Consider the following 26425-nt stretch of genomic DNA (forward strand, 5'->3'; position numbering starts at 1 on the left):
ATAGGCAAAATTTCTACTGTAATTTTTATAAGGGATGATTACTTTGTGAGTGGCTGTTATTCATCATAACTAGGGGTCGCTATTCATCATAGTCTATGCCGCCCCTAATCATTCTATAAAAAAACAGCGCTATAAGCACTGTTTTTATAAGGGATGAATAACTGCCTAGTCGTGCTATACCTTTATAACTGGTAGTCGTGCACTGCATCAACGAAGACTTTAGCGTGCTCAGGGTTGACCCATTGGGTAATACCATGGCCTAAGTTCGCTACATAACCGGTCTTCTCTCCAGAAGCATAAGCATCGTCTAGCATAAGTTTGACTTGTTGACGGATATCCTCAGGAGACGCATATAAGGTCGCTGGGTCTAGGTTACCTTGGATGGCTTTGCTACGCTGTACTTTTTTATACTTCTTAGTCAAAGCACGCTGCTGCTCAGTCAGTACTTGACGCGCTCTATCTAACGGCATCGTCCAGTCTAAACCTAGGGCATCTGCTGCACTGTCCGCTTGCACGTCTAGCCAGAGACCGCCGCCTTTGGTAAATAGAATCACTGGTATCTCAGGATGACGCTGCTTTAGCTCAGCCACAATTCTCTTATTATAAGCATGTGAGAATTCGATGAATTGACGATGCGCTAATGCGCCGCCCCAACTGTCAAAGATTTGAATGGCTTGAGCGCCCGCTATAATTTGCGCATCTAAATAGTCGGTAACCGCGACTGCAATCTTATCTAGCAACTGATGTAAGAACTCAGGCTTGCTATACAGCAACCCTTTGGTATAACGGTAATCTTTAGAGCTGCCGCCTTCAATCATATAGGTCGCTAGCGTCCAAGGACTGCCCGAAAAGCCAAATAAAGGCACTTTGCCATTGATTTCTTTACGGATACTAGTCACTGCACGCATGACGTAATCTAAAGAATCATTAACGTCTAATACCGGCAGGCGCTCTAGGTCCGATTGCGTACGCACAGTCTGCTTAAACTTGGGACCTTCGCCGGCCTCAAAGTAGAGCCCAAGGCCCATAGCATCAGGGATGGTTAAGATGTCGCTGAATAAAATGGCCGCATCTAAGTCAAAACGGCGTAGCGGCTGCATGGTCACTTCTGTGGCACGCGCGGTATCTTTACACAAGCTCATAAAGTCACCGGCCTCGGCACGGGTCGCTTTATATTCTGGTAAATAACGGCCGGCTTGACGCATCATCCAGACCGGAGTGGTGTCTACTGGCTCAAAGCGCAAGGCACGCAGCAAGCGATCATTAACTAACGGCGCAAACTTGTGCCCTGGGTTACTCGTTTGCTGAACTGACTCAGACCCGCTCATTTTACTCTCCAACTTAGTATTATTCGATAACCACTACCAGCGTTTTTACCACGCTCATTATAGCGAACGGTTATCCCTAGTATCGTTAAAATAGTTAAGCAGCACCACTCGGTTAAGTGATACTGCTTGGCTAAAAGCTGATTGGTGCGACCTCTACCCTAACGGTAGACAGTTTCACCATTATAAATAACCGTCTTTACTAGCTGTCGTTACCAGATAGTATAGATAAATAGAAAGTATTAATAACTAGCGTTAAGCAGAAATCTGCTGCGTCAATATGGCCATATCATCGCGATGCACCATCACGACCCGATCTTCGCTGGTGCCAAAGATAGTATCAAATTTCTCGGTACGCTCACGGGCGACGCGGCGGGCATCATCAGAAGAGAAGTTGACTTGACCAACGGCTAGACGCTCACCGGTATCCTGATGAATAATTTCTACTACATCGCGCTCATCGAAGTCACCGCGCACTTCGACCACCCCAACCGGCAGTAAGCTTTTGTTATTCGTCACTAGCGCATGGGCCGCACCCGCATCGATGACCAAGCTACCCGACATACGCAGATGCGCCGCTAACCACTGTTTGCGGGCAATGATTTTATCCGCTTCGTTGGTAATCAATAGCGTGCCTAGAGCTTCACCCGAGACGATACGGGTAATCACATCATCGATATCGCCGCTGACGATAACCGTAGGACAGCCGCTCATAGCCGCAAGTCTAGCCGCACGAATCTTGGTCAGCATACCACCGCGACCCAGCTTGCCGCCATCACCAGCAATATCAAATAGATAATCTGCCATCGCACGCTCTTGACGAATCATCTTGGCATCCGGATTATCACGAGGGTTGTCCGTAAAGACCCCTTCTTGATCGGTGAGAATGATATAAAGATCCGCCTGCACCATGGCAGCAGCCATCGCGCCTAAGGTATCATTATCGCCGAATTTAATCTCATCAACGGTAATCGTATCGTTTTCATTAATTACGGGAAGCACACGCCACTCATGCAGCTGATTTAGGGCACCCGAGGTATTTAAATAACGACGACGATGCGATAAGTCATCATGGGTTAACAGCAGCTGAGCACTTTGCACCCCATGCTGAATTAATGCTGACCACCAAGTCTCAATCAGACCCATTTGCCCAATAGAGGCACAGGCTTGCAGCGCCGCCAATTTCTTAGGACGCTGGTCAAGGTTCATTCTCACGACCCCTTCGGCTACTGCGCCCGAAGAGACCAGCAAGACTTCCATACCTTGATTATGCAACTTTGCAATTTGCTTTGCCCAACCATAAATCGCAGTACGATCAAGTCCTCGGCCGTTATTTGTCAGTAATGAAGAGCCGATTTTTACCACCACGCGTTTTAGAGAAAAGTTCCGAGGAACGACTTCAAAGCGGGCTTCTATTTCGGGTTGGGCGTCATTGATTGCTGATGTTGGGGTCGTTGTGGCTTGAATAGTATCTGCCTTAGGCATAGTGCAAAGCTCCTTAAAGTTATAAAAATAAATGGATTTATCTAATCAATATAGGGACCATTAGCTGGCTTAATTCTCGCCGCTCTTGTACTACTGCCCAGTCGCCCCTACTCATGACCTAACCCTTATTTTATATCAAGGTGTTAACCAGACCAGCAACCGTGCATATCAGAACTACATCGCTAAGCAATATGCCGTTATTAACCTCTATATTAGCTATTAACTCCTTATCGCTCAGCGGTTTTTGTCTTAGTTGTCTTCGTTGATTACTTATCTTACGTATTCAACTTGGACGTCATAATCATCATCATCGTCTTCATCATCATCCATGACGCCACGTTCACGAGCCGCGCGTTTGGCAGCACGATAAGCCTCTCTTTGGACTTCGATATTGCGGCGCACTTCGGCCTCAAGACGCTCAAAGCGCTCTTTTTGCGCATCAGCAAAGATAGGATCTTCTAGCTCGCGCTCACGCTCTAACTCGATTTCGTTCATCAAATGATATTTGACCGGATCTACTCCATCACCATTCAGCGTAGAGGTGCGGAACACCATACCAGTCCAGCCAAGCTCAGCCACGATATGTGTGCACACTTCGTTAAGCTCTTCTTCGTCTGGGATTTGGTCAATTTTATTAAGAATCAAAATCTGTGGCAGTTGTGCCAGCTCAGGAGAGAACTTCTCTAGCTCGTTTAAGATAATACGTGCATTCTCTACCGGATCAGTACCATCAATAGGTTTGACATCTACCAAATGCAGCAGGCGACGCGTTCTTGCTACGTGCTTTAGGAAACGTATACCTAGACCAGCCCCTTCAGAAGCGCCTTCAATCAGACCTGGAATATCGGCCATCACGAACGAGCGGTGTTTACCGATATCCACAACACCCAAGTTGGGCACTAAGGTTGTGAATGGGTAGTTGGCTACCTTTGGTTTCGCTGCAGACACTTGGCGAATAAAGGTCGACTTGCCGGCATTAGGGAGACCAATTAGGCCCACATCTGCCACAACTTTCAGCTCAAATTTTAGGCATTTCAATTCGCCTTCAAAACCTGGCGTACATTTACGTGGCGCTTGGTTGGTAGAGCTTTTGAAATGGGTATTGCCTAACCCACCGTCACCGCCTTTGGCGATCAGTAGAGTTTGACCCAATTCTGTCAAATCGCCCAAGACTTCGTTGGTCTCAGTATCAATGATAGTGGTGCCAATAGGGACTGACAAAAAGATATCTTCAGAGCCTTTGCCTGAACAGTTTTTACTGTGGCCGTTTTCGCCGCGGCGGGCATCATAACGGCGGGTATAGCGATAATCTACCAAAGTATTGGTATTATCATCGGCTATAACATACACGTCACCACCGCTGCCACCATCACCACCATCTGGCCCACCGCGCGGGACATATTTCTCACGGCGGAAGCTGACGATGCCGTTACCACCATCACCGGCCTTGACTGTTACGATGGCTTCATCAATAAATCGCATGCTAATTCCTGTAAATTTTAAATAAAGTACTGAATACAGTACTACTATCAATCATAACTCTATAAAAATAACTGTGTTAATAGCAGGCAAATGGCCTACTAAAAATCTTAGTTGCTCTGTCAGTTGCTATACTATTTTCCCTATTAAGGGATGACTCGTTTTAGCTTATCAATTTTAGGCTATCAATAGGATAAACCTGACCTACCTTTATTTTACTAGTACCAAGCGTTGCTCAAGTTACCTGTGCATTAGGGTTATTAGACAAGCTAGCCTTATCTAAACTGACATGAAAACCAATTTAATAACTATTGGCCAGCCAGCATTAAGGAATTATAGGCGCACAGAGCCCTAAAGTGAACCCGTATCCTCTTGCCTTAGTCTAGATAATGCGTTATTTATTCAAGATAATCTGGGTATCTTACGGATTAATAGCACAAGATACCATAGCCGTGCTGTAAAAGCAGGTGGGTGGCAAGACGCTAGTAACGTTTATGGCCATTTTAACACAGACGCGCTGTAAAAATTTGCCTATGCCGCTCTTTGCTAAGTGCGGTCTGTAAATGTCAGCGGACTATGAAAAAACAAAACCCGCTAGCCAATAGACTACCGGGTCTGTATAAAAAATAGCATTTTCTGCACTAGCTGGCTATGTATCTATCTGGTACTAAGCTAAGCCTATTGAATGGCCTACTAAGCGATAGACAGATAGTTAATACCAGCCATTTGCGTAGCGACACGCAATACTTGCGTGCTATAACCTACTTCGTTGTCATACCAGATATAAACAGTGGCATGGTTATCGGTAACGATAGTGGCTTGCGCATCAACGATACCCACTTGCTCAGTCCCTACAAAATCGGTAGAAACGGCTTCAGTAGAATCAGTATAAGCGATTTGTGACTGCCACTGAGCACTGTTCGACATCTCACGCAAGAACTGATTCACAGCATCCGCACTTTCTGGCGCGGTTTTTAGATTCAGGTTCAAGATAGCTAAGCTGACGTTTGGTGTAGGGACACGGATAGCGTTACCCGTCAATTTACCATCCAACGCTGGCAAGGCTTTACCCACGGCTTTAGCAGCACCGGTACTAGTAATAACCATGTTTAACACCGCACTACGGCCACGACGGTCGGCTTTATGGTAGTTATCAATCAAGTTTTGATCATTCGTGAACGAGTGAATGGTCTCAACGTGACCATTTTCGATGCCGTATTTGTCATTTAATACTTTCAATGACGGGGTGATCGCGTTGGTAGTACAGCTAGCGGCACTAACGATAGTGTCTTCGCCGATAGTGTCACTGTTCACGCCAAATACGACGTTTTTGATGTTGCCTGACGCAGGAGCCGTTAGCAATACTTTGCTCGCGCCTTTGGCTTGTAGGTGTTTGCCTAGGCCGTCTTCGTCTTTCCATTTACCTGTGTTATCAATAACTAAGGCATTATCGATACCATAAGCGGTATAGTCGATTTCGCTAGGGTCATTAGCATAAATGACCTGGACAAAACGGCCATTAATAATCATACCGTTGTTGTCGCTATCGACGCTGATGCCGCCTGGGAAAGTACCGTGGATTGAGTCACGCTCTAATAGTGAGGCACGTTTTGCGATATCGCCTGCACTACCCGGACGCACTACGATAGCTTTAAGCTGTAAGCCTTTATCTGAAGCAGCTTGGCTGAGTAGCAAACGCGTTAAGATACGACCAATACGACCAAAACCATATAACACCACATCGCGAGCTTCGTTGGCTACAGTGGCTGTCGGAGCTGCTGCCTCGATAGCGGCCGTCACGTCTTTATCAGCATGGATAAGCTGACCGACATCAATACGGGCAGCACGTAAATCTGTCTTTTGCGCGATGGCTTTCACAGCGGCTAAAGTATCTGCGACACTTAGAGGCTGACCGTCATTAGTACGCAGCGCTGTACCTTGATGGATAGCAAGCAGACGACTGACTGAACGGGTCTGTAGCGCCTCACCAAATAGAGTCACTTGCACATCTTGCTCATTACTTAATTGATTCAATAAACCAATGAGTTCAAGGGCTTGCTGCTCTTGTTGGTTATAGTTGGATAGATGATCAGTATGTAATTGACGTAAGGTATCAGCGTTGCTCACGATAACGGTCCTTTTGGTTAATAAATTCAAGAATTAAAATAAGGTAACTTATAGGATAATAAAGAGGTGCGCGCATCTAACGGTATGGCGTACTTTAGCTGCAGAAAGGGCATTAGTAACGGTCATAGGCTAAGCACTTAAAAACTGCCTAGATTCTATCCCAATTCCCCTCAGGATTCCAGTGACCCGCGCCATTAAAGGCAAACTATTCAGAGGAATAAAAAAAAGACACTGCTTAATCTGGTCACTTTTATCAAGCGCTTTAAGCAATGTCTTTTCTTAAAATATTTTCAAAGTACTATAAACAAGTTCAAATAAATCCGAGTCATCATGGTTCGTGCAACTGCTAAAAATTTTTATGGCTGGTTGTACGCCTATAGCTTTCAAAAGCTGCAAAAAATTTCTCCCAGTCGCCCTGTATCTTACCTATTGAGCCGTTTGCGTAGTCAGAGTGAAATCCGCTAGGTTATAGCCTTGGTTCTGAGCAATCTTACGATAGGTCTGATAAGTCTCACTATCCATACTTGGTGAGCGCGATAATAACCATAAATACTTCTTATTAGGCGTACCCACTAAGGCAGTTTTATAGTCGTCATCTAGAGCTAAGACCCAATAGTCGGCCTTACCGAAAGGCGCCCAACGTAACCAGGAGGGTAAGAACGTCACTTTTAATTTGCTGCCACTGGCATCTGCCGGTACAGCTTCACCGTTGGCTACAATTTCTTTGCCACTACTGCTCATGCATTTATTTACCACAGTGATAGAGTCGCTGTCCGCATTGGGCTTATAAGTTGCCGTCACATCGGCCGCGCAATTGCGTTGAAAATACATAGGCAGACGCGCAATCTCATACCATTGTCCGGCATAGCGCGATAAGTCCACGGATGTTACTGTTGCAGGATTGGCCATACCCGCCATAGACTCTGTAGCGACTTGACCGACCCGAATGGGGGTTTTATCACTGGTCATTAGACCCGTATTAGCAGTGTTATTAGTTGCTGTTACTACGGCATTTGCACTCTGTTTTACGGGCATGGTAGGCTCTGCGGCATAAGCGGATACTGCGGCTAGCGGTACAATAATGGCCAGTGCTATAGCCGTATGCTTCACTAAACTGTTCATGAATAAACGATTATCAATCTGTGGCTGCTCTACTAAGGTAGTACCATTATAAGGGTCATTGTCTGTATTGTGGTTCATCAACTGCCTCTCATTATTAGTTTGGCGCTTAGAATTTAGGTGTTGTATGTCGCTGAGCAGACTCACTAATTCAGCGTCTTCATCCTCTACTGTACTGGCTGCCAGAGTATCCATATCGGAGTCATCGAGGTCAGCAGCATCAGTGCCTGTAAGCGCCTTAAGGCGGTTGAGGGTATTGAGACTAAGGTATTGCAAACGCTCATTGGGTAGCAACGCCTGGTCTGTATTACTAGCTGAAGGCGCAACCACATAACTATTGGCAATGTGGGCCCATTCATTATCGCGCTGCATGGCTATGCTGCTAAAGCGCTTGCTAGCATGACTTACACTACTCTGATAGTGAGTAGCTCGCTGGCTTGGTGGTAATTGAGTCTTGCCAGCACTACGTTTTTCTAATTGCGTCGTTAAGAGGGTATTGGCGGATTGATAGCGCATTCTAGCAGTCAAGTCATTATCATCACTCACTGCTGTCTTATCATCACTCGCTTTGCTAGCCGCCTCCCTATTGGTCTTAATATAATTAAACTTGATAGTAGCCCATTCTCTACTACTCATTTGCTCTAAGCTAGCCACATCAAAGCTTTCTATATTAAAGATTTGCTGATCGGCATTTAATTTATCAGTGCCTTGATGATTTGCGCCTAGCTCATTAATATTGCGCTTATGACGGTATAACTGCTCTGCAGATAGTGGCTTGACTACGCTATTAGACAACGCTATTGGAGTATCTTCATTACGTTTCATCAGAACACCATAGGGTCTATAATTGGATTATGAATCGCGCAAACCTTATTTTAATAAGTAGCTTTTAATCACTAGTCAGCAAGGCCAACACTATCAACCTTCCCTAAATTAATGAATTCACGTTGAGATTCGGGGTAGCTACTGAGGCTAGCAATAGCGGCATACTATGAATTATTGACTAAACCGAAATATTGACTGCATCTTTAATAGCTATAAGCCAATTTAACTACATTCGCGTCATCATAAATCGTGTCACTGCTGTGCCTAACCTGTTGGCTAATTCGCCCAATATTTTTAAACGCTCTATAATCATCAGTCAACTTACTAATAATAAAACTAAGCAATTATCCAACCGCTGCTTATCATTAATGATTTAGCAAACTTTAATGTTCGTGGCTTTGCTAATTAAAAATGCCGACCTATTAATTAGAGAATTTAAAGCCTATCGGGCAAAAGCTATAGTACTTATATATGCGCCTTCACCCTAGTGTGGCATTGTTGAAAAAAGCAACGGTTTGTAATTAAAATTAAGAAATGTAAGTTGCATGCTCCTGCAAAAAGGCTCTAATACCGGCCACACAGATACCACCATAACCCCTTGCTTGCTCACGGTCTGCAGGGGTTAACCCGCCTAAGGCGATCACTGGCAAATCCATGCGCTCACTGAGCTGAGAGAATTTTGACCAACCTAAAGGCGTACTATCGGGATGGGTTAAAGTCGTACAAACTGGTGATAAAAACGCTCCTAAAACGACAGGTTGACCGTGTTGAATTCTATGATTAGCCAAGGTATTGGCTTCGGCTATACTCACCAAATCATGACAACTGACTAATAGCGGTAACTTATCCCCTAACAAAGACTCGACTAAGCTATTGTCTGGACTACTAGCACTATTTTTAGCCTGTGCTAGCGTATCAACATACTCAATTAAGGTCTTATGAGAGCAATGCTGCGCCAACACTCGTTGAGCGGCAATAACCTGATTAAGCTCAGCCAATAGCCTTTTGATTGCCGTATTATCCGGCGTATCTCTCTGATCAGAGTAAGTAAGGACCTCCTCGGGTTTACTTACCAATAGCTCGGGCAGAATCACTTTAATATCCGCTCTTGCAGTGATTAACGCCAGGACTGCGGTCAACGTCACAAGGTTGGCTTGCTGCTCAATGCTGCCTACCGCCTCTACTACCTTAATGTCGACTTTGGGTCGAATATAGACTGTACTGCCATGGGGCAACTGCTCGGTATGATACTTAGTCCATGCGTCAATAGGGTGACTTTCTTGGGAAAAATGCCCCAATTCGTGAGTGATAATAATCTCTGTTGGTACGGTCAACCAAGTTAATATCGGCAAGTTAGCAGCAGGTAATGGAAAGTCACCGGCCAGCAAAGCCGACTTATCCACCCATCGTAATGGCTGCCCCTCGCAACCTTCGCTCACTGTAGCAAACGACTCATACTGCCCTGCTGTCATCGCCACATCATAGATGTGTAAACGGACTTGTTTATCTCCATAGTTATGAGTAATGCGGCCGATTTTGATCAGCTGCTCCCTGCTCAAGGCCAGGCCGATTTCTTCTTGCACCTCACGTATTAAGGCTACCTGAGCCGTTTCATCTGCCTCAATTTTGCCGCCCACAAATTCGAAGCGCTCCCCTTGATGCTGCGCTTTATGACGGTAGGCCAATAAATAACGCGCTTGATAGTGCAATACCGCGACGGCGACTTCGACAGGTGGCTTTACTTTTGACACGATAGTTTTTCCTTATTCAGCATAAACAGTTTTTTAAAAGGGCTACGATGGCGATACTTTCGCTACTAGAATGGTAGATATATAACGGCAAACCGCTTGTTTACGGGGGTTATCAGCGAAGTGTGATTGGTTTTTATCAAGATTACTATGGGTTTAATTACACAAGTTTACATAATAATGGGTATTTATTTTATTAATCGCTTGCATCTAATCCAATTCTAAATGATAATTATTATCGTTAAGTAGCTTATTAGCCACATCAATCGCAGCCACATTTAAAGGAATATATTATGAGCATGGTCATTTCTAGATACTTAAGCACTCGTGAAAACCGCCTACCTACACTACAGTCGCAGCATCTATTTGCTCTGACCAAAGAAGTCCGTATCGAGCATGAAGGCGAAGAATACCGTCTGCGCTTAACGCGTAATAACCGCTTGATTCTCACCAAATAGCGCCTTGCTAGTTAAATTTTTATGAGCGCTGTGACCTATTGACCCGTCGTCAATAATTTACACCTCAATACCCTGTCACCGCTAGCAGTCTTTCTCTAACCAGATTGCACAAATAGCCGGACAAGAAAAACGCCTCAAATAGAGGCGTTTTTTTATGGCGAGATACTTAAACAGGGTCGCTAAAAAACAACATTAGAATTGCCAACTATAAACCACATCCACCGCATTTTCAGCTGCTGAAGTCGCTTCTACATAGACGCGGCGGGTCAACTGATAACGCACAGACAGACTGTTTTGTGCGTTAAAGACGCCGACCCCATAACGAATATACAGGTCTGGAGTAATATAACCGGTCACGTTTAGGTTGGTATCTTCACTAGTGCCTGAAGCATCTACGGTCAAGCTCTGCAGTCCAAAGGCACGACCAATTTCATTGGTGAGACTGCGTGTGCCACTGAGGCCAAAGCTTAAGCCTGCCGCCGCCAAGTTATTGGTTACCTCGGATTTAAAGCCCTGCTCGCTGACTTGAGCACCGCTTGGGTTACGGATGCGGCCGGTCACTAGCGCGTTCATTGCTTGCTGCTGCGTCAAGCCGGCATTGTTGAATACCACAATGTTCGGATTGGCCGTATCGCCTTTGACACGGACACCAACATATTTGCCTTCAATCTCTTTGGCAGCTTCAATACTTAGGGTTGGCTTTCTGATATCGCCATTAAAGCGAATCTGCGCATAGTTGAGCTCTAGACTCTGTCCAAAGGCATCGATATTCGTCCGGCGTGATACCTGCACGACCCCAATACCTTGCATGACGCCTTGACCGCGTTGTTTGACTTCAATCGCACCGGCCAGTGGCAACACCGCACCAAAGCCCCTAAAGTTGACCTCATCGCCTAAATCGACTCCGATGTCAGCATTAATAGACCAAGGCTTAGCGATGGCTAGGACTTCATCTAGGTTACCAATCAAGCGTCTGTCTAAAACGACCACGTCTTCAGATTGAGTAATAATATCTTCGCTGGCTTCTGGCGGACGTATAGTCGCTCTTGGCACACTTACTGCTCCTTCGATATTCACATAGCGATCGCCTGGTCGGACAATAATATCGATATCTGGGCTAATGCGTGCTACCAGTAAAGGCGGCTGAGTGATCAGTAAATTTTCACCCACAATACTGAGCTTCGCCTGTAGTTTCTGCTGCCAGTTAATCGTTCCGTCAATGGTGCCTTCACCACTACCACTATTAAAGCGACCATCCACCACGGCTTCATTACCGCGAATCTTCGCTGTGGCATTAATCTTAGTAAAGTTAATAGGCATATCTAGGACGGCGACTCGGCCATCTTTTAGGCTGACATTACCATAGAAGTCGGGCTTGCTTAGCGTACCACCGATACCCCCCGCCATAGTAATATTGCCTTCCAACACCCGCATACCAGGGAAGAAAGGTTTGAATACCGCTAGGTTTAATTCATTGACTACCACGGCACCAGAGATTGGTTTTGGCGTGCTATAAGGATCGACGACGACTTCAGCATAGCCGCGACCGCCACGACCGGTATTGATATCAGAACGAATCTTTAGACCATCAGCGACCGACATAGCGATGAGCGATACGCGTTTATAGGTAATCGCTACAGGCTGGCTTTCCCCGTCTTGAATGAGCCCAAACTTACCATTATCCGAGTACATAGTGGCGTTAATACTTGGCTTTTGGCCTTTTTGCCAGCCAATATCCGCTTTACCATTAATCTTCGCCTGCCAGTCTAAATCATTCGGCATAAATGGCGACAGTAAAGAGGTATCGATGTTCTGTATGGTGATATCGACGTTGCCTTTTTCTGGCGACGCAATTAAATTCTCTCGCAGGCAGAGTTTACCCGTTTGATCGGCAGCTCCCCAACAATGAGCCGCCAGTTGAATTTGTGCAGAACGGGCATTCGCGCCCCCTTCAATAGGTAGGCGAGCGATGAGTTGCGCTGGTTGCAGCTGCTGTAAGGTCGCGTACTTAGACGTAATCTTACCTTTACCCAAGATACCTGACCACTGCATAGTGCGGCGATCAAAGCCACCTTTAACTAGCGCAGAGACGGCTCCTTGATCTGTGCCTAAAGACAGACTCAAGACATGATCTTGCTCAGTACCGTTAAAGACAGCGTTGACCTTTTGAAAGACGCGACCTGAGACCTCAAGATCTTCTGCACTGACGACTAACTGGCTCGGACTATTGGCCATATTGACGATCTTACCGCGAATACGACCTTGGCGTAGCAATAGCCCTGGGAACGCCATGCGCTCCCCAACCAAGTCCACATAAATAGTCGGTAGCGATTGGCCATTAGGCTGACTCACTGTCGCGCCACCGGAGACTTTACCCGCTAGCTTGTCTGACAACTGATCCAGACTGGTAATATTAATCTTCGCCTGCAGCTGTTTCGCATTACCATCGGCAGTGAGGTAGTTGTCCCCCCAACGTAACACTAAATTATCGGCATCGAGGCGTTTAATCAACGCATTAACCTGCTGATATTGTGCCTCACCGGTTTGACCTTTTAGCCGCTCAAAATAAGCCGGTAAATCTTTCGGTAAGGTAAGCTGCGCATCTAGGCTACCCACAGCGCTTAAAGGCTGTCCTTTTAGCGTGCCAGTCAAGTTGATACGGCGTAAATTGATACTTTGCTGGTTATCTCCCCAACGGCCATCGGTATCAATAACCCCAGTAATATTACTTGGTAAGTCAGCTGCGAAATACCCTAGGTTAAACTGCTGCATTTTCGCATTAATGTCCCAAGCAATACCTTGGCGCACATCAATTTTACCACTGGCATCAATACTGCCCGCATCGCCCACATGGCGGAAACGGTTGACTGTAATCACTTGCGCGTTGCCATTTGCATCGATAGTTAACTTACCGGCAGGCAGCTTATCCGTGTCTAAAACCCCATCAAATTTCAGGTCAAAGGCCCCGAGTGTCCCCGCGCTATCCGCGTTAGGCTTTTTATTTGGTATCCAGCGGCCTGAGGTTTTCAATTTGCCTGAAAGAATCGCCGGATTGTCAGGCAAGAAATAGCCGACATCAAACTTATCAAAATCACCCGTCACATCCCAAGCGATATCGCGGCGCAAATCAATATCACCCGCTACGTTCATGCGACCGGCTTCACCGCCATAACGTAGGTGGCGTAGATAGATATGGTCAAGCGCCCCATAAGCATCTACGGAAATATCTCCAGCGGGCACATCTGCGGTCTGTACACGGCCGTCAAATCTAGCGTCAAAATTGGTCAGCTCACCGCCGATAAGGTCAATCTTGGCATCGCCTTGGCCTTTAATCGCCACTTCGCGGTTGTCTTGGCTCTCATCCAAGCGGACTTGTAGGTCGGCACCATTAATAGTGACGTAGTGACGCTGCCCTTGCCGGCGAGACTTCACCACCTTGCCATTTTTATTCTTTGTGCTAATGGTTTGGCTGATATCTACCATGCGGCCGTTGGCACTAATATTGCCTTGGAGGCGCTCGACGGGCAAATCTTTACGATAGTTCTGCGGCAGCAATTCATTAGTGACTGCATCAATTTGCCAAGTGAGCGGACGCTGACCACGCGCCAATTGAATCTGTCCTGTGCCGCTTAAGTCCCCAACAATACCTTTATAATTCACTTTATTGAGGTTAATAATGTCGCCATTTTTGCGCATTTTGACATCATAGCGACCAGCAGGCGCAATACTTAACTCATTAATATCGGCATCGGCATCCACGGTTAGGCGGCCATCTTGAAGAATGACGTTCGCACGACCTTTAGGGCTATTAATATTACCAATACTAGGCACGTCTTTTCTGATAAGTGCCAGCCAATTGGCCTTAATATACCAAGGGGCCTGTTGTTTTGATTTGGCCGGTTGTTTGCCACGAACCATAGAAACATCGAGCTGCTCGCCATCGCGCTGATCTAAAGCAACATCGATTTGCATATTACCGGCGGGATTTTTATTATCAAATTTAAAATTAAGCTTACCGTCTAAAGTCTTAGGGGCATAAGCCTTATAGTCCGCATAGTCACGAGGAATGGCCTGGCGAATATCAAAATTGCGACCGTTTGCGGTGATATCAGCCGTAAATGCTTCTGACCAATCTAGCAAGCCGGTCAAATTCAGGCGCCCTTCAGAGACATTCGCAATCAGTTGGCCTATTTCTAACTGACTGTTTGCGACGACACCACGCGCTTGATAGCGGCCTGAAGGAATGTCTTTGGCGGTCAAGTCGGTATTGATGCGCAGGTTAATGTTAGAAATCACCCCATTCGCAGTCAATAGCCCTGATTTTAAATGAATATTCTGGTCTTCTACATACGGGATTTGAATGTCATCCCAACGCAGTTCGGCTTGGAAAGGCGCATTATCATCCAACCCTTGCGCGATGAACTCACCTGCCACCTCGGAGTCGTTATAACGACTTTTTACCTTACCTATCGTGCGTTTAAGGGTCCCTGAGACGCTGACGTCTAATGGATCGACATAGATTTTTTCTAACGCACTAACGGTAACGACGGCGTCTGCATCTAATGGATAATCACCACTCAGTTCAATATCGCCTTTTAGGTCCGCTACCTTGACGATATCCGCATATTGCAGATTGGCCTTGCCAATGCTCACCAAACTGCCTACCCAAGTTAAATCTCGGGCAGCCACATTTTTGATAATAATAGGGTCTTTAGTGACTTGTTTATAATGAATACTATCAATCTGTGCTTGGTCAAAGCGTAAATTAACGGGCAACTTGAGGGTTTTATAATCGAAGGGCTCACCGGTAGGCGGAGCACGATTAATGACGTCAATGCGCTTAATTTTAGCTTCTCTTAAATGCACTTCTTTTGCAAAGACTGCACGCCAGCCCACTTTAACGTAAGCTTCATCAACGTCCACCTCGATATCTTTGGTGGCAGGAATATGAATATCTCGAATCCAAATCCCGTCCCTTAGATTCCCTTTGCCATAAGCAAACTTAATGCCGGTCTCTGAGCTGACTTTCTCTAATAGAAACTTTGTGCCCTTTTCTGTACCGGCAGCATAATAAAATACCGCAAACATGATAACCAGCAGTAATAAAACCAACAGCAGCAGTTTTAATAGAAACGACAGCGGATACCATTGGCGAACGGCTCTGGCATCTCGCTGTGCAGGGTCTTCTGAGGGATCTTTTGGCGCTTGGGGTTGATTGGTTATCATGATACTCAAGTAGGTAAATTAATAAATAACGATACTATATGCTTAGTCTTAGCTTATATAGTGCCATTAGTAATAGGGGAAGGAGCCATTAGCGCCGCCCAGTCATTATAAAGGCGAACCAATAAAGAAGTGTAATCTAACAGGAATGCTCTCTTCCGTCACCCCTGCTGCCACATCCACTCGCACCACCCCGATTGGTGACGCCCAACGTACCCCAACGCCCACACCGACCTTGGTATCAGTGTCAAAGTCTTTATCGTAGGCGTTACCAACGTCTGTAAACACTGCCGCTCGTAGCCCAGGTTTAAACTCGTAGTTATATTCTGCACTACCGACCGCGAGGATCTGCCCACCGGTTAGATAGCCTTTTTCAATGGGCGATAAACTGTTGTAATCGAAACCACGAATACTCTGATCACCGCCAGCGAAGAAGCGTAGCTTATAAGGCACTTCGTAGAAGTCATCTGCCCATAAGTAGCCCGCATCAAACTTACCCAATACTTGATGTTCTTTATTCTCACCAAAGGTATAGAGTCCTCGTACGCCCGCGCGGGCAATGGCCATGTTGGTGTCTGTCAACGCGCCTTCTGCCCCCGCCTCGATACCATAGTACTGACGTATACCCTTCGTTGGATTGGTCACATTATCCACATCCAACTTACTCATACCATAGCCTAATAATAAGGCCTGCTGTTTAGGTTGTGAGGAGGTAAAGCGGACCGGTAGATTATCACGCTCTGCCTCATCTACGCTCGTTTCTAACTGATCCAAACGATAGCGCAGTGAATAAGTACGATCCCAACTGTTTTCACGGCGGATATTACGGGATAAGTTAGCTTTGAGCGTCTTGGTAGACAAATCAAAGTTACCTTCGCCTTGATCAATCAGCTCTTCTTCATAAGTAAGCTGCGCATTCAACGTATCATCTAAGGGATGTGTTAGGGGGCGCTTGCCATAGACCGTGACGTTTTTATTAATACGCGATGCGGCGACTTCTAAGCCCGCTTGATAACCCTCTCGGTTAATCAAATTATAGTCAATCTTGCCCGTAGCGCGTACACCCGTATCGGTACCATAACCAATACCCACTTGCGCATCTCGCGGTTTTTCTGAAGAGACATAGACGTATAACGGTACTTTTTTACTCTGTTGTACTTCTTCTGGGGTCTTACGATTGGCCAGTTTTTCAGGTTTTAAGACGGTATTCTCATCGCTATCGTCAGGAATGATTTTTTCGGCGATAGTGCTAATAGAGTCGCTGATTCTACCCAATAAATTTTTGGCCTTCTGGTCTTTTTCATCCAGCACGCGGTCATCAGGCAACGAGATTAAGCGCTCAGCTTTTTCTTTAATCGCTACCAGCTTCGCTTGGGTCTCTTCATCTACTTGGAAGTCAATCGGAGCGATATCTTGCGCGTTAATAATGTCGCTATTGCCACTGCCACTGCCACTGCCATTATTTTCACCCGTTAACGTGGCCCCACTTGTACTGCTATTGGCGTCCTTACCGTTGGCATCCGTATTGATAGTCACATTGCCATCGCCAATCGTAATATCCTCATCGCCATTAGCAGCTAGCGAGTCACTATCATCGATAGTACTATCAAAGCCTAATGTCGCAGGTTTGTCTTCAGCTTCGCTAGGCAGTATCACTTCGACGTTGACCGTATTAAAGTAGCGGGTCGCCGATAAATCATTACTGAATTTGGTAATGCTCGGACGGTAGTACGGGTCGCCCTCATCAAAGCCGATAAGTTTGCGCAGCAGCTCAGGTCTAACAGGCAGCTTATTCGGGTCTCGGGTCAGCTCATTATTTTCGGCGTCGTAAGTGAAAAAGACAACCTCATCAAACTTATAGCGCTCGCCGGTATCATAGATTAAATCCACATCGGCTTTATTGTCCGGCAAGATGATATCTACTGATTTGTTTAGCCAGGCTTGATCAAAATAGCCTTCATTACTGCTCAACGTCTCTAATGTGGCTTTGGTCGATTTATAGACGCCATGATTAAAGATGTCTTTTTCTTGCGGCGGTAGCGAGGTCTCTAAGGCTTGGAATTTAGGATCTTCACCCCCTTCCCCGCGCACATCTATTAAGCGACTGTCTACGAGGACCGGCTCGCCCAACTCTTCAATAATCACATCAATCTGGTCTTCGTCTGTGCGCCTCAGCCGTAGCGTCACTTCGTAATACCCCACAGCTTTGGCCGCATTCAAGGCAGTCTGACGCAGTCTTGGCAGGGCTGCAGTAAAGTCTTCAACCGACTGTACGGTGATATCTTCGAGCGCAGCTTTAATGTTATTAATAGGCTGGCTACTGGCATCCGCTTTCACGAGGCGTGCCGGTGCGGTTTCTGTCGCTTTCTGCTCTAAATAGACGGTCGCATTGACGCGAGGCAGCGCTATATAGCCGTCTTTAAAGTAGCGGTTATACAGACGCTTAAGAGGGTTGGTACTATTGCGGGCGCGGGTTGGTGATTTCGTCGCATCGTTCTCTAAGCTATCAGCTACGGCATCTGCGTCGCTGCTGGCCTCATAATCAGGCAGGTAATCATCTGGGTTAATTTTTTCAGCATTAGCCGCTTGGGCAGCCTCCACATAACTGTCTACCTGTTGCTGCTGCTCATCCCCCATTAGCTGTCCGCGATTTTGCTCCGCCAGTACCTCAGCGGCATTGGCTTGTGCCGTGATATCGTCACTGTCAGGCGTGCGGCCACTACTGACCGCATTAGACACCTCAATAGGACGATCCGCTATAGGCTTTGCAGTAGGGGTGACGGGTTCCTCATCTGCAAGCCCTAAAGTCTCCAAGTTACTGGGTGCGCTCAAGGTTGCTGAGCTCAGCTCCGTATCAAGACCTATTGGTGTGGTCGTGCTGTCCAAAGTAGCCACGGGGGTATCAAACTGCGCCGCCTGCTGTACTAGGCCATCTACTATTCCCAATTGACTGTCGATCTCACTAGGGCTCATCATCTGATAGCCCTCTTGTTGTAACTGCTGTGCTTCTTGCACCAGTACTTCTTGTGAGACTAACGGAATAGGCTGATTAATCTGCTGTTCAGCCGCATAATCTAAGTCAGCGCCCGTTACCTTATCATAGACTGTTATCTTGTCATCGGCACTATTTTCACTAACCGTACTACTAGCATTACTAGAGGCCTCATTGGAGGTATTGTTAGCGTCGGTATTAGTCGGCTGAGCATCTGTCTTGCTGGCCGCCGGTTCTTTTTTAAAGTCTAAATCTGGGTTGGTTGGTGCCTTATTATTTAACGTTTGTTCACGATACTCTTCTAATACGGAAGCATCAATAATGCCATTGTCCACTGCTTTTTTTAGGCGCAAAGCATCCAATGCTTGATTGACTTTAGGGTCATTCTTAGTCTTACTGTCCTTACTGGTGGTGACACTATTAATCACATCTTTAGCAGAGGTGGTCTCAGCCGCATTGGCATGAGGCATCAACATCAGGCTGCCAATAGCGGTCGCCAAAGCGGTCGTCGTAAAGTAGTTTTTTTGCATAAAAGGGGCGCTAGTAGTAGAGGAAGTATTGTGAGTAGCAACAGAGGTAATAGTCAGTTTATTAGCAGAGAGATTTTTAATACAAGCGTAAATCACAGACATAGCAGCTACATAAGGTATAGAAGCGATAGAAGGAATAGTCAGCCCAGCTAAGCGAGCTTTAATACAGCTGCCTGAACTTACCGCTATTTTCTGAGTGAGCGGATATAAATTATGAGCGTTATCTTCAACAGTCTCGACTGGGCTAGCCGTCACAGCAGTTTTACGTCTCATAGTCCTCTATACCTTACAAACCTAATGATCATCACAGTGATGTTCTGACTAAATAGCCTATAAAACAGGCTGGATAAAACTTACAAATCATAACCCAGTTAATGCGCTAATAATAGCTTAGTATGCATGTATTTATATTTCAGCCTTGGTATTATACGACCTACATTAATGGCCGATATTATAACTTTGGCCTGCATAAACGCTTTGGTTTCAAGCGTAACTTTAGTTCAAATAGCCTTTATTTTCATAGCTTTTTTTAGCTAAACAAGCGCTGTGACCAGGATAAAAATTATGAGTATTGTGCTGACATCTCGTCCGCACTACCTTTAGGAGCCGGCATGGCAACCCAATTTCAACTTTTTCGGCACCGCCGCTTTACATCGATGTTTTTTACCCAGTTTCTGGGCGCCTTTAATGACAATGTTTTTAAGCAAGCGTTAATCTTAGTACTGACCTTTAGTGCGGCCAGTAAAATGGGCGTGGAGATTAGCATATTAAACAACCTGGCTGCCATGCTATTTATCCTCCCGTATTTTTTATTTTCTGCGCTGGCAGGACAGTTGGCGGATAAGTTTGAGAAATCCAAACTGACTCGCGCGCTAAAACTGCTCGAGCTTGCCATTATGCTAGTAGCAGCTGTTGGCTTCGTCTTTGAATTATATCCGCTATTATTCGTCGCCTTATTTATGATGGGGACCCACTCGACCTTTTTTGGTCCGATTAAATATGCCTACTTGCCGCAAGCGATGCAGGGTAATGAGTTGGTGGGTGCTAATGGGCTCTTTCAAATGGGCACCTCGCTAGCGATTCTACTGGGGATGATAATTGCCGGCGTGCTAGCCCAGCTCACTAATCCATTGTACTGGGTGAGCGCTTGTGTGGTGGGGATTGCAGTATTGGGCTATATGGCTGCCAGATATATTCCTGTCACGCCAGCCATGCAACCAAACCTGACGGTAAATTGGAATATTTTTACCACCAGTATGCACACCATAAAATACCTTTACTCACTGCCCTACTTATTCTTTATTATTCTTGGCAACAGTTGGTTTTGGTTTTATGGGGCCACATTTTTAACCCAAACGCCTGAATTTAGTAAAATCATTTTGCATGGCAATGAGATGGTGGTTATCTTCTTACTGACCCTGTTTTCGGTCGGGGTCTCTATTGGCTCGCTACTGTGCAAAACTTTGACCAAAAATACGGTAAGCCTGCGCTTATTGCCGTTTGGAATTGCAGGCCTGAGTATCTTTGCCATTGACCTATATCTATCTCTTTCGGGCTTGTCCATCACTGGCGATGCGCTATTAGGGATTAGTGAATTAAGTCAGGTAGCTGGTAGCTGGCGGGTCTTTTTAGATTTATTTATGCTAGGCTTTAGTGGTGGTTTATATATCGTCCCGTTATATGCATCGATGCAGGCTTATGCGCCACCGAGTCATCGAGCTCGCGTAGTGGGGGCCAATAATATCTTTAATGCCCTATTTATGGTGACCGCTGCTATCTTTGCGATTGTGGTGTTAAACGTATTGCAATTTTCTTTGCCGCAGCTCTTTTTAGTCACCGGGATTTTAAACTTGATTTTCGGTATCTTCTTATACTTTAAACTGCGCAAGCACAGTCGCCACGCTATTATTCAGACCCAAGACTCTGACACTCATGTGAGTGCCTAGCTTATAAGTGTAGAGTTCGTTATTCTACAGACTGTCGTTGTAAAAAGGCGCTGCTTGCTAAGCTGGCGCCGCTATTAAGACTAAGGAAACTATGATGACCCTGCCTACTCCTAACCATCGTGCTTTGAGCAAAATGGACCGTATGTTAGTTGGACTCGACCAAGCTATCCGCGCTGTCGTACCGCACTCGAACCCTTCGACGCGCCCGCTACCGGTGAGCACGGATACGATTCCAGAACTGTCTATCACAGAGTCGCGCCACGTGGCTGGGCTGATGCGCATCAACCATACTGGCGAGGTCTGTGCGCAAGGCTTATACCATGGCCAAGCTTTTAGCGCGAAAGACGATGGCGTTAAAGCGGCTATGCAACATTCTGCTGAAGAAGAAGTCGATCATTTAGTGTGGTGTGAGACTAGACTTGCTGAATTGGGCAGCCACCCTAGCGTCTTTACCCCGCTTTGGTACGGTTTATCCTTTGGCCTTGGGGCGGTAGCTGGCGCAATCTCTAACGAGTTTAGCTTGGGCTTTGTGGCTGAGACCGAAGCGCAGGTGAGCGAGCACTTACAGGAGCATATCGAGCAATTGCCGCCGCAAGATCAGCGGACACGTGAAATCCTAGGACAAATGGATATCGAAGAGTTACACCACCGTGAGATGGCCTTAGACAATGGCGGTCGCGCCCTACCGTTGCCTATTAAACATGGTATGCGTTGGATGGCCAATCGTATGAAAGATGTGGCTTATCATCTATAAAAGGGGCAACTGCAGTGCGGTTATATTTTTAACAATCCTACTATTGAGACAGCAGTAAGGTATTTGTTACGGTAACGGCACTCCTCTATTTTCGTTAATCGCGTTAAATAGCAGGCTTAAAACAATTGGCAATATTTTACGGTTAACTATAGCGCTTTGGTATTTACCACCTCATAATAAGCAGCATGGAGCTAATAATACTGACTGCATAAGTACTCATGGATCAGTCACCATTAATTATTAAATAACCCTTAAATCACTACAGGTAAGACACTATATGAAACGACATATCCCCGCTTTTACGCTCACCCTTTTAGCAGCTACCCTAACTATGATGTCAGCAGGTACGGCTCAAGCCGCTGCTGCAGCTGAAGGTCCAAACGCTGTGCCTAGCGCGGTCGACTCTACTAAACGAGTCATTCGTGCCGTGAATAGCAGCACGCCAGCCGCAAGTGCTACAGCATCTGCCAACCAAGCGACTGCGCCACAAGTCATGCCAAACACGCCTGCTGCTCCAAGTGCCCAAGCGCCAGCTATGCCGATGAATACTGCGGAAGTAGAGCCAAAATTGGATGTCCGTGTCTATCAAAACCCACAAGTGGACCTAAGCGCTGCCGGCGTTGATTTACGTCAAGGTCAATTGACCAATATCCCGACTCCGACCACGTCCGTATCTGCCGTTAGCTTTGTAGAGACCGTATTGATTCCCCAAACCCGTGATGGGGCGTCTGGTCAATTAGATGTGAGCTTGTTGGATGACTTCTTAACGGCTGCGGCACCCAACGTGCGTCATTATCCACCTAACTTCCCAAACCGCTCACAACGTTACAATGTTCGTGAAAAGATTAAAGGCTTTGCGGAATGGATAGATCAATACGCTGCGTCACCAAATGCCTCTTATGAAGTCCTACTGCGTGCCGCTAAATTGAACGGTATGGCGCGTAACCTCGATTTAGGCTCAGACTATGCTATTAAAGCCAGCACCTATGTCGCCAAAGCTATCGATCGCCAACCTAATAGTGCGGAAGCAAACTTCTTATACGGTATGATGCTAACCGAAGGCGGCGGCTTTAAAGAAGGTAAAAAATATTTAGATAAAGCCGTGTCTCTAGGCTATACCGAAGCGGAGCAAAGCTTAGCGCAATCCGACCTATTGAGTGACCGCCGTGATGAGGCTTTAAATCGTCTGCGTCAATTACAGCAGCGTCTGCCTAACGATAAGATGATTGCCCAGCAGATTAAGTTGGTAGAAGATGGTAAATATTATATCTGGGATATCCCAGCGCCAGACCTCAACATCAAGCCTTAATTACCGACAGGCAGACCGAAGCAATAGCCGTCAATTTTAGTTAAAACTTCCTATTTAGTTTAAGAAAGCCCCCTTATTCGGGGGCTTTCTTAATGGCTACTATTTTACAAAGTTTACCTATAGGGCTGCGCTGACAAAGGATGGGCTATGAAAAATGTCTCGAGGCATTTATCTTGGTGATTAGCAATAGTGCTGGCGAGGAATAAAGCTACTCTATGTCCGTTAAAATAAGAGACGTAACAATAGCTTTGATGGTATATTTCCTCATTAAATCATTTATGAGTTGAGGCGCTTCATGTCTTTTTTACGGCCAACGTTTAATCAAACTGCCCTAAGCCGTATAGGTCATACTGAGCTAAGACTGCCGCCAAAGTGCCGCGTGCCCTCTAGTACGTTATTGCTTAGCAGTCTATTACTAGTAACAGTATCGGGCTGTAGTAGCGTCGCTGTAGAAAAACAATCTGCTGCTAAAACTTTAGTGGCGCAGCGGGGCAATATTGTCACCGAAGACAAACTCAGTACTGCCGCCGCCTCTGCCTTATTGTCTGCAGGGCTTAACGAAGAAGCTTGCATGCTGCGTTTTGAGCGCTGTTTGATGCAATTATCCGACAGTTTATTTAATGAGCATTATCGCCAAGCTTTAGCCATATTTGCAGAGCTGCATTATACGAAAGCCTTGCGTCTTGGCGGCTCAGAAGCCTGCCAAAATGCGCTAGCCCGCCCACCTCTTGACCCCAATTATGCCAATGCGCCTATTCCCGAAGATGAGCTGAATAAACAAACACGCTTAACCAAATATTGTCTAAACACTTACCATGCCGAATTATTAGAGGCGGTCAAATACAGCTATACCTATTTATTCTATGACGAGCTCGAGCATGATTTCCAAGACTCTATGCGAGATCCGCAAACTATGAGTCGCCGCTTGCCTAGCGAGCTCGATATCCAAACCACAGATATCTACAACTCTGCTAGTAATGACATTATTACCCAGCTTTATGAGTCTTCTGAGGCCAATAAACCGCTCTATAACAGTACAGTTAAGATGGAGCATTTAGCGGTAGATACCAAGACTATGGACAATAAGGTTTCGGATGCTACCGTAGTCTCGTCAGATAGTGCCGCGCAGCAAGTCAAAGTCATGAAAATCACTTTGGGCGATTATAAACTCGATGTCTTTTTACCCAATGAAAAAAACTATTTGATCAATGCCGGCAGTCAAAGCCAAGCTTTAACAGATTTGGTCTCCACTTATCAGCTGCGTTTATCAGGTCTAAACTCTATTAGTAAGCGAGACGGGTTTGGCATTAGTTTTGTGGCCTCGTTAAATGACCGCTACACCACATCTATCCGGCAACTGCTGCGTAAAACGCTGCCTGACGCCTTGAGTGATAATAAAGCGGGCGATAAAAATAGCGTCGATGAAAGCCAGCCTATCAACCGTATTTATCCTACTGGGCATTTGCTGCTGACCGGACTGATTAAGCCACAAGGGAACAGTATCTTAGAGGTCTTAACCCACAATAAGCTCGACATTCATTTGTATAATCCTTACCGCACTGAAAAGGTTACTTTACTGGGCGAAGACTACCCGCTGGCAGCCAACTTTTCAGCCAGTTATGGCTTATGGTTGTCCGAAAATCAGCTCAACAGTGTGGGCTACCTTAATCTACTGGCTCCGCAGAACGAAGCTAGCCTACCGCGGCTGTTCAAACTCGAGCCTTACGACCCTAATAAACGCGTTATTATCATGCTGCATGGCTTAGCCTCTAGCCCAGCGACTTGGGTCAATTTAACCAACGATATTTTTAACGACGCTACGCTACGAGACAACTATCAAGTCTGGCAAGTCTTCTACCCTACCAACCTGCCTATTTTAGAGAACCGCTACCAGATTCAGCAGCTTATCGAGACAGCTTACCAGCAGGTCGACCCTAATGCGCAAGATGCAGCCAGCAGTAATAGTGTCATTATCAGCCATAGTATGGGAGCAGTCATTGCGCGTATGTTGGTGTCCGATACCAATTTATCGACGCGTCTAGATACTTTGAACGCCGCGCCTAAATCCTCTGCCGTTAGCCAAGCAATAGACGGTCCTTTGGTGAATGAAGACACGGCTGACCTACCCGACTTGAGTAACGATAGACAGGTGTCGGCTATGCTGAAAAAGTCCTATGGTAATAATAAAGAACTCGCGGATCGCTTTGCTTTAAAACCCCTTAAGCAAGTCGACACTGTGGTCTTTTTAAGTGCGCCTTTCCGCGGTACCGATTACGCCGATCGTTGGTTTACTAGAGCCATGCGCCGTATTATTCATTTGCCCTTAGGGCTTGTCCAAACCGTGACTAGCAACCTAACCACCATTGCAACTGAAGGTGAGCTGGCGCAGAACCCATTGGGTGCGCTGTATTTAGAAAATGGGGCCAGTCAGCTGAGCGATAAGTCTTCTTTTGTGAAATTGACCAAGGACTTACCTATCGTCCCTGAAGTCACTTACCACTCTATTATCGCCAATGCTGATTCTGATATTGCTAGAGGCTTATCAGAGCTACAATCGAGCATGGTAAGCTTTGATTTATCTCAAGAAATAGAGGAGTCTCAAGAAATAGCTGTTGCAGGCTCAGGCTCCTCTGGTGCCACCGTACACGACATCTCAAAACCTGAAGCCAACGAAGTTGTCTTACCCAACGAGGCTGAGCAAATCGATTTACTAGGAGAAGGCGCGGCGGCTGATACCGATACCGATACTGCTGCCTTAAACTATGCAAATTCTGAAAATGAGACCGATGTCCCTACAGACGCCTCTTATATTGCGGCTATCACCGTTGATCAACCGTTAGATGATGAGCTAACAAATAAACTTTCAGATGGTATTGTCCCTTATAAAAGTGCCCATCTTGACGGAGCTGCGTCTGAAACTATCATCATTGGCGGTCATAGTATTCAAGAGAACCCACAAACTATCTTGACCCTACGTCGTATCTTGCATCAACAATTAAAAAAGGATTAGGCGGAGCGCAAATATTGCTGAGTACGGTGATCAACTGCTCATGAGTAATGAGGGCGGTCACCGGCCAAATATCTTTTTGGAATTACAATGCTTTT

13 protein-coding genes are annotated in these 26425 nt (G+C 46.0%); 5 read left to right on the top strand and 8 right to left on the bottom strand.

Features of this window, described 5'->3' with window-relative positions; translation table 11 throughout:
- Positions 1 to 182 precede the first annotated feature (182 nt).
- The 6 genes from hemE to ACZ2XM_RS09365 all read right to left on the bottom strand — a co-directional run bounded on the left by hemE (position 183) and on the right by ACZ2XM_RS09365 (position 10111).
- Complete coding sequence (gene hemE / locus ACZ2XM_RS09340; protein ID WP_490588265.1) at positions 183 to 1328, bottom strand: uroporphyrinogen decarboxylase; 1146 nt, start codon at positions 1326 to 1328, stop codon at positions 183 to 185.
- Positions 1329 to 1580: 252 nt separating this feature from the next.
- A complete protein-coding gene (gene proB / locus ACZ2XM_RS09345) occupies positions 1581 to 2810 on the bottom strand; it encodes a glutamate 5-kinase (RefSeq protein WP_490588266.1) in 1230 nt (409 codons plus the stop codon).
- Between the two features lie 270 nt (positions 2811 to 3080).
- Entirely contained in the window at positions 3081 to 4292 is a 1212-nt protein-coding gene (cgtA, locus tag ACZ2XM_RS09350) for an Obg family GTPase CgtA (protein ID WP_490588267.1), read from the bottom strand.
- A gap of 690 nt (positions 4293 to 4982) precedes the next feature.
- Positions 4983 to 6416 (bottom strand): glyceraldehyde-3-phosphate dehydrogenase, encoded by a 1434-nt coding sequence (locus ACZ2XM_RS09355; protein ID WP_490588268.1) that lies wholly within the window; start codon positions 6414 to 6416, stop codon positions 4983 to 4985.
- A 426-nt stretch (positions 6417 to 6842) separates the two neighbouring features.
- Positions 6843 to 8360 (bottom strand): lipocalin family protein, encoded by a 1518-nt coding sequence (locus ACZ2XM_RS09360; protein WP_490588269.1) that lies wholly within the window; start codon positions 8358 to 8360, stop codon positions 6843 to 6845.
- 527 nt (positions 8361 to 8887) lie between these two features.
- Positions 8888 to 10111, bottom strand: a complete 1224-nt coding sequence (locus tag ACZ2XM_RS09365; RefSeq protein ID WP_490588270.1) for an NUDIX domain-containing protein — start codon at positions 10109 to 10111, stop codon at positions 8888 to 8890.
- Positions 10112 to 10407: 296 nt separating this feature from the next.
- Here ACZ2XM_RS09365 and hemP point away from each other — a divergent pair, with 296 nt between their 5' ends.
- Complete coding sequence (gene hemP, locus ACZ2XM_RS09370) at positions 10408 to 10566, top strand: hemin uptake protein HemP (protein ID WP_227676710.1); 159 nt, start codon at positions 10408 to 10410, stop codon at positions 10564 to 10566.
- Between the two features lie 192 nt (positions 10567 to 10758).
- Here the strand turns inward: hemP and ACZ2XM_RS09375 are convergent, their stop codons facing one another.
- Positions 10759 to 15792, bottom strand: coding sequence for a translocation/assembly module TamB domain-containing protein (locus ACZ2XM_RS09375; protein ID WP_490588271.1), 5034 nt, complete (start codon positions 15790 to 15792; stop codon positions 10759 to 10761).
- A 105-nt stretch (positions 15793 to 15897) separates the two neighbouring features.
- Entirely contained in the window at positions 15898 to 19584 is a 3687-nt protein-coding gene (locus tag ACZ2XM_RS09380; RefSeq protein WP_490588272.1) for an autotransporter assembly complex protein TamA, read from the bottom strand.
- Positions 19585 to 19922: 338 nt separating this feature from the next.
- On the opposite strand from ACZ2XM_RS09380, the gene ACZ2XM_RS09385 reads away from it, so the two are divergent.
- The 4 genes from ACZ2XM_RS09385 (at position 19923) to ACZ2XM_RS09400 (ending at position 26330) form a co-directional block, all read left to right on the top strand.
- Positions 19923 to 21257, top strand: a complete 1335-nt coding sequence (locus ACZ2XM_RS09385) for an MFS transporter (protein WP_490588273.1) — start codon at positions 19923 to 19925, stop codon at positions 21255 to 21257.
- A gap of 94 nt (positions 21258 to 21351) precedes the next feature.
- Entirely contained in the window at positions 21352 to 22011 is a 660-nt protein-coding gene (coq7, locus tag ACZ2XM_RS09390; RefSeq protein WP_490588274.1) for a 2-polyprenyl-3-methyl-6-methoxy-1,4-benzoquinone monooxygenase, read from the top strand.
- A 277-nt stretch (positions 22012 to 22288) separates the two neighbouring features.
- On the top strand, positions 22289 to 23320 hold the full coding sequence (locus ACZ2XM_RS09395) for a tetratricopeptide repeat protein (protein WP_490588275.1): 1032 nt from the start codon (positions 22289 to 22291) through the stop codon (positions 23318 to 23320).
- A gap of 295 nt (positions 23321 to 23615) precedes the next feature.
- Positions 23616 to 26330 carry an esterase/lipase family protein gene (locus ACZ2XM_RS09400; protein ID WP_490588276.1) on the top strand — a complete coding sequence of 905 codons (2715 nt, stop codon included), beginning with the start codon at positions 23616 to 23618 and terminating at the stop codon, positions 26328 to 26330.
- Positions 26331 to 26425 lie beyond the last annotated feature (95 nt).

The organism is Psychrobacter sp. CoH-33_TS_01 (genome assembly GCF_058189395.1).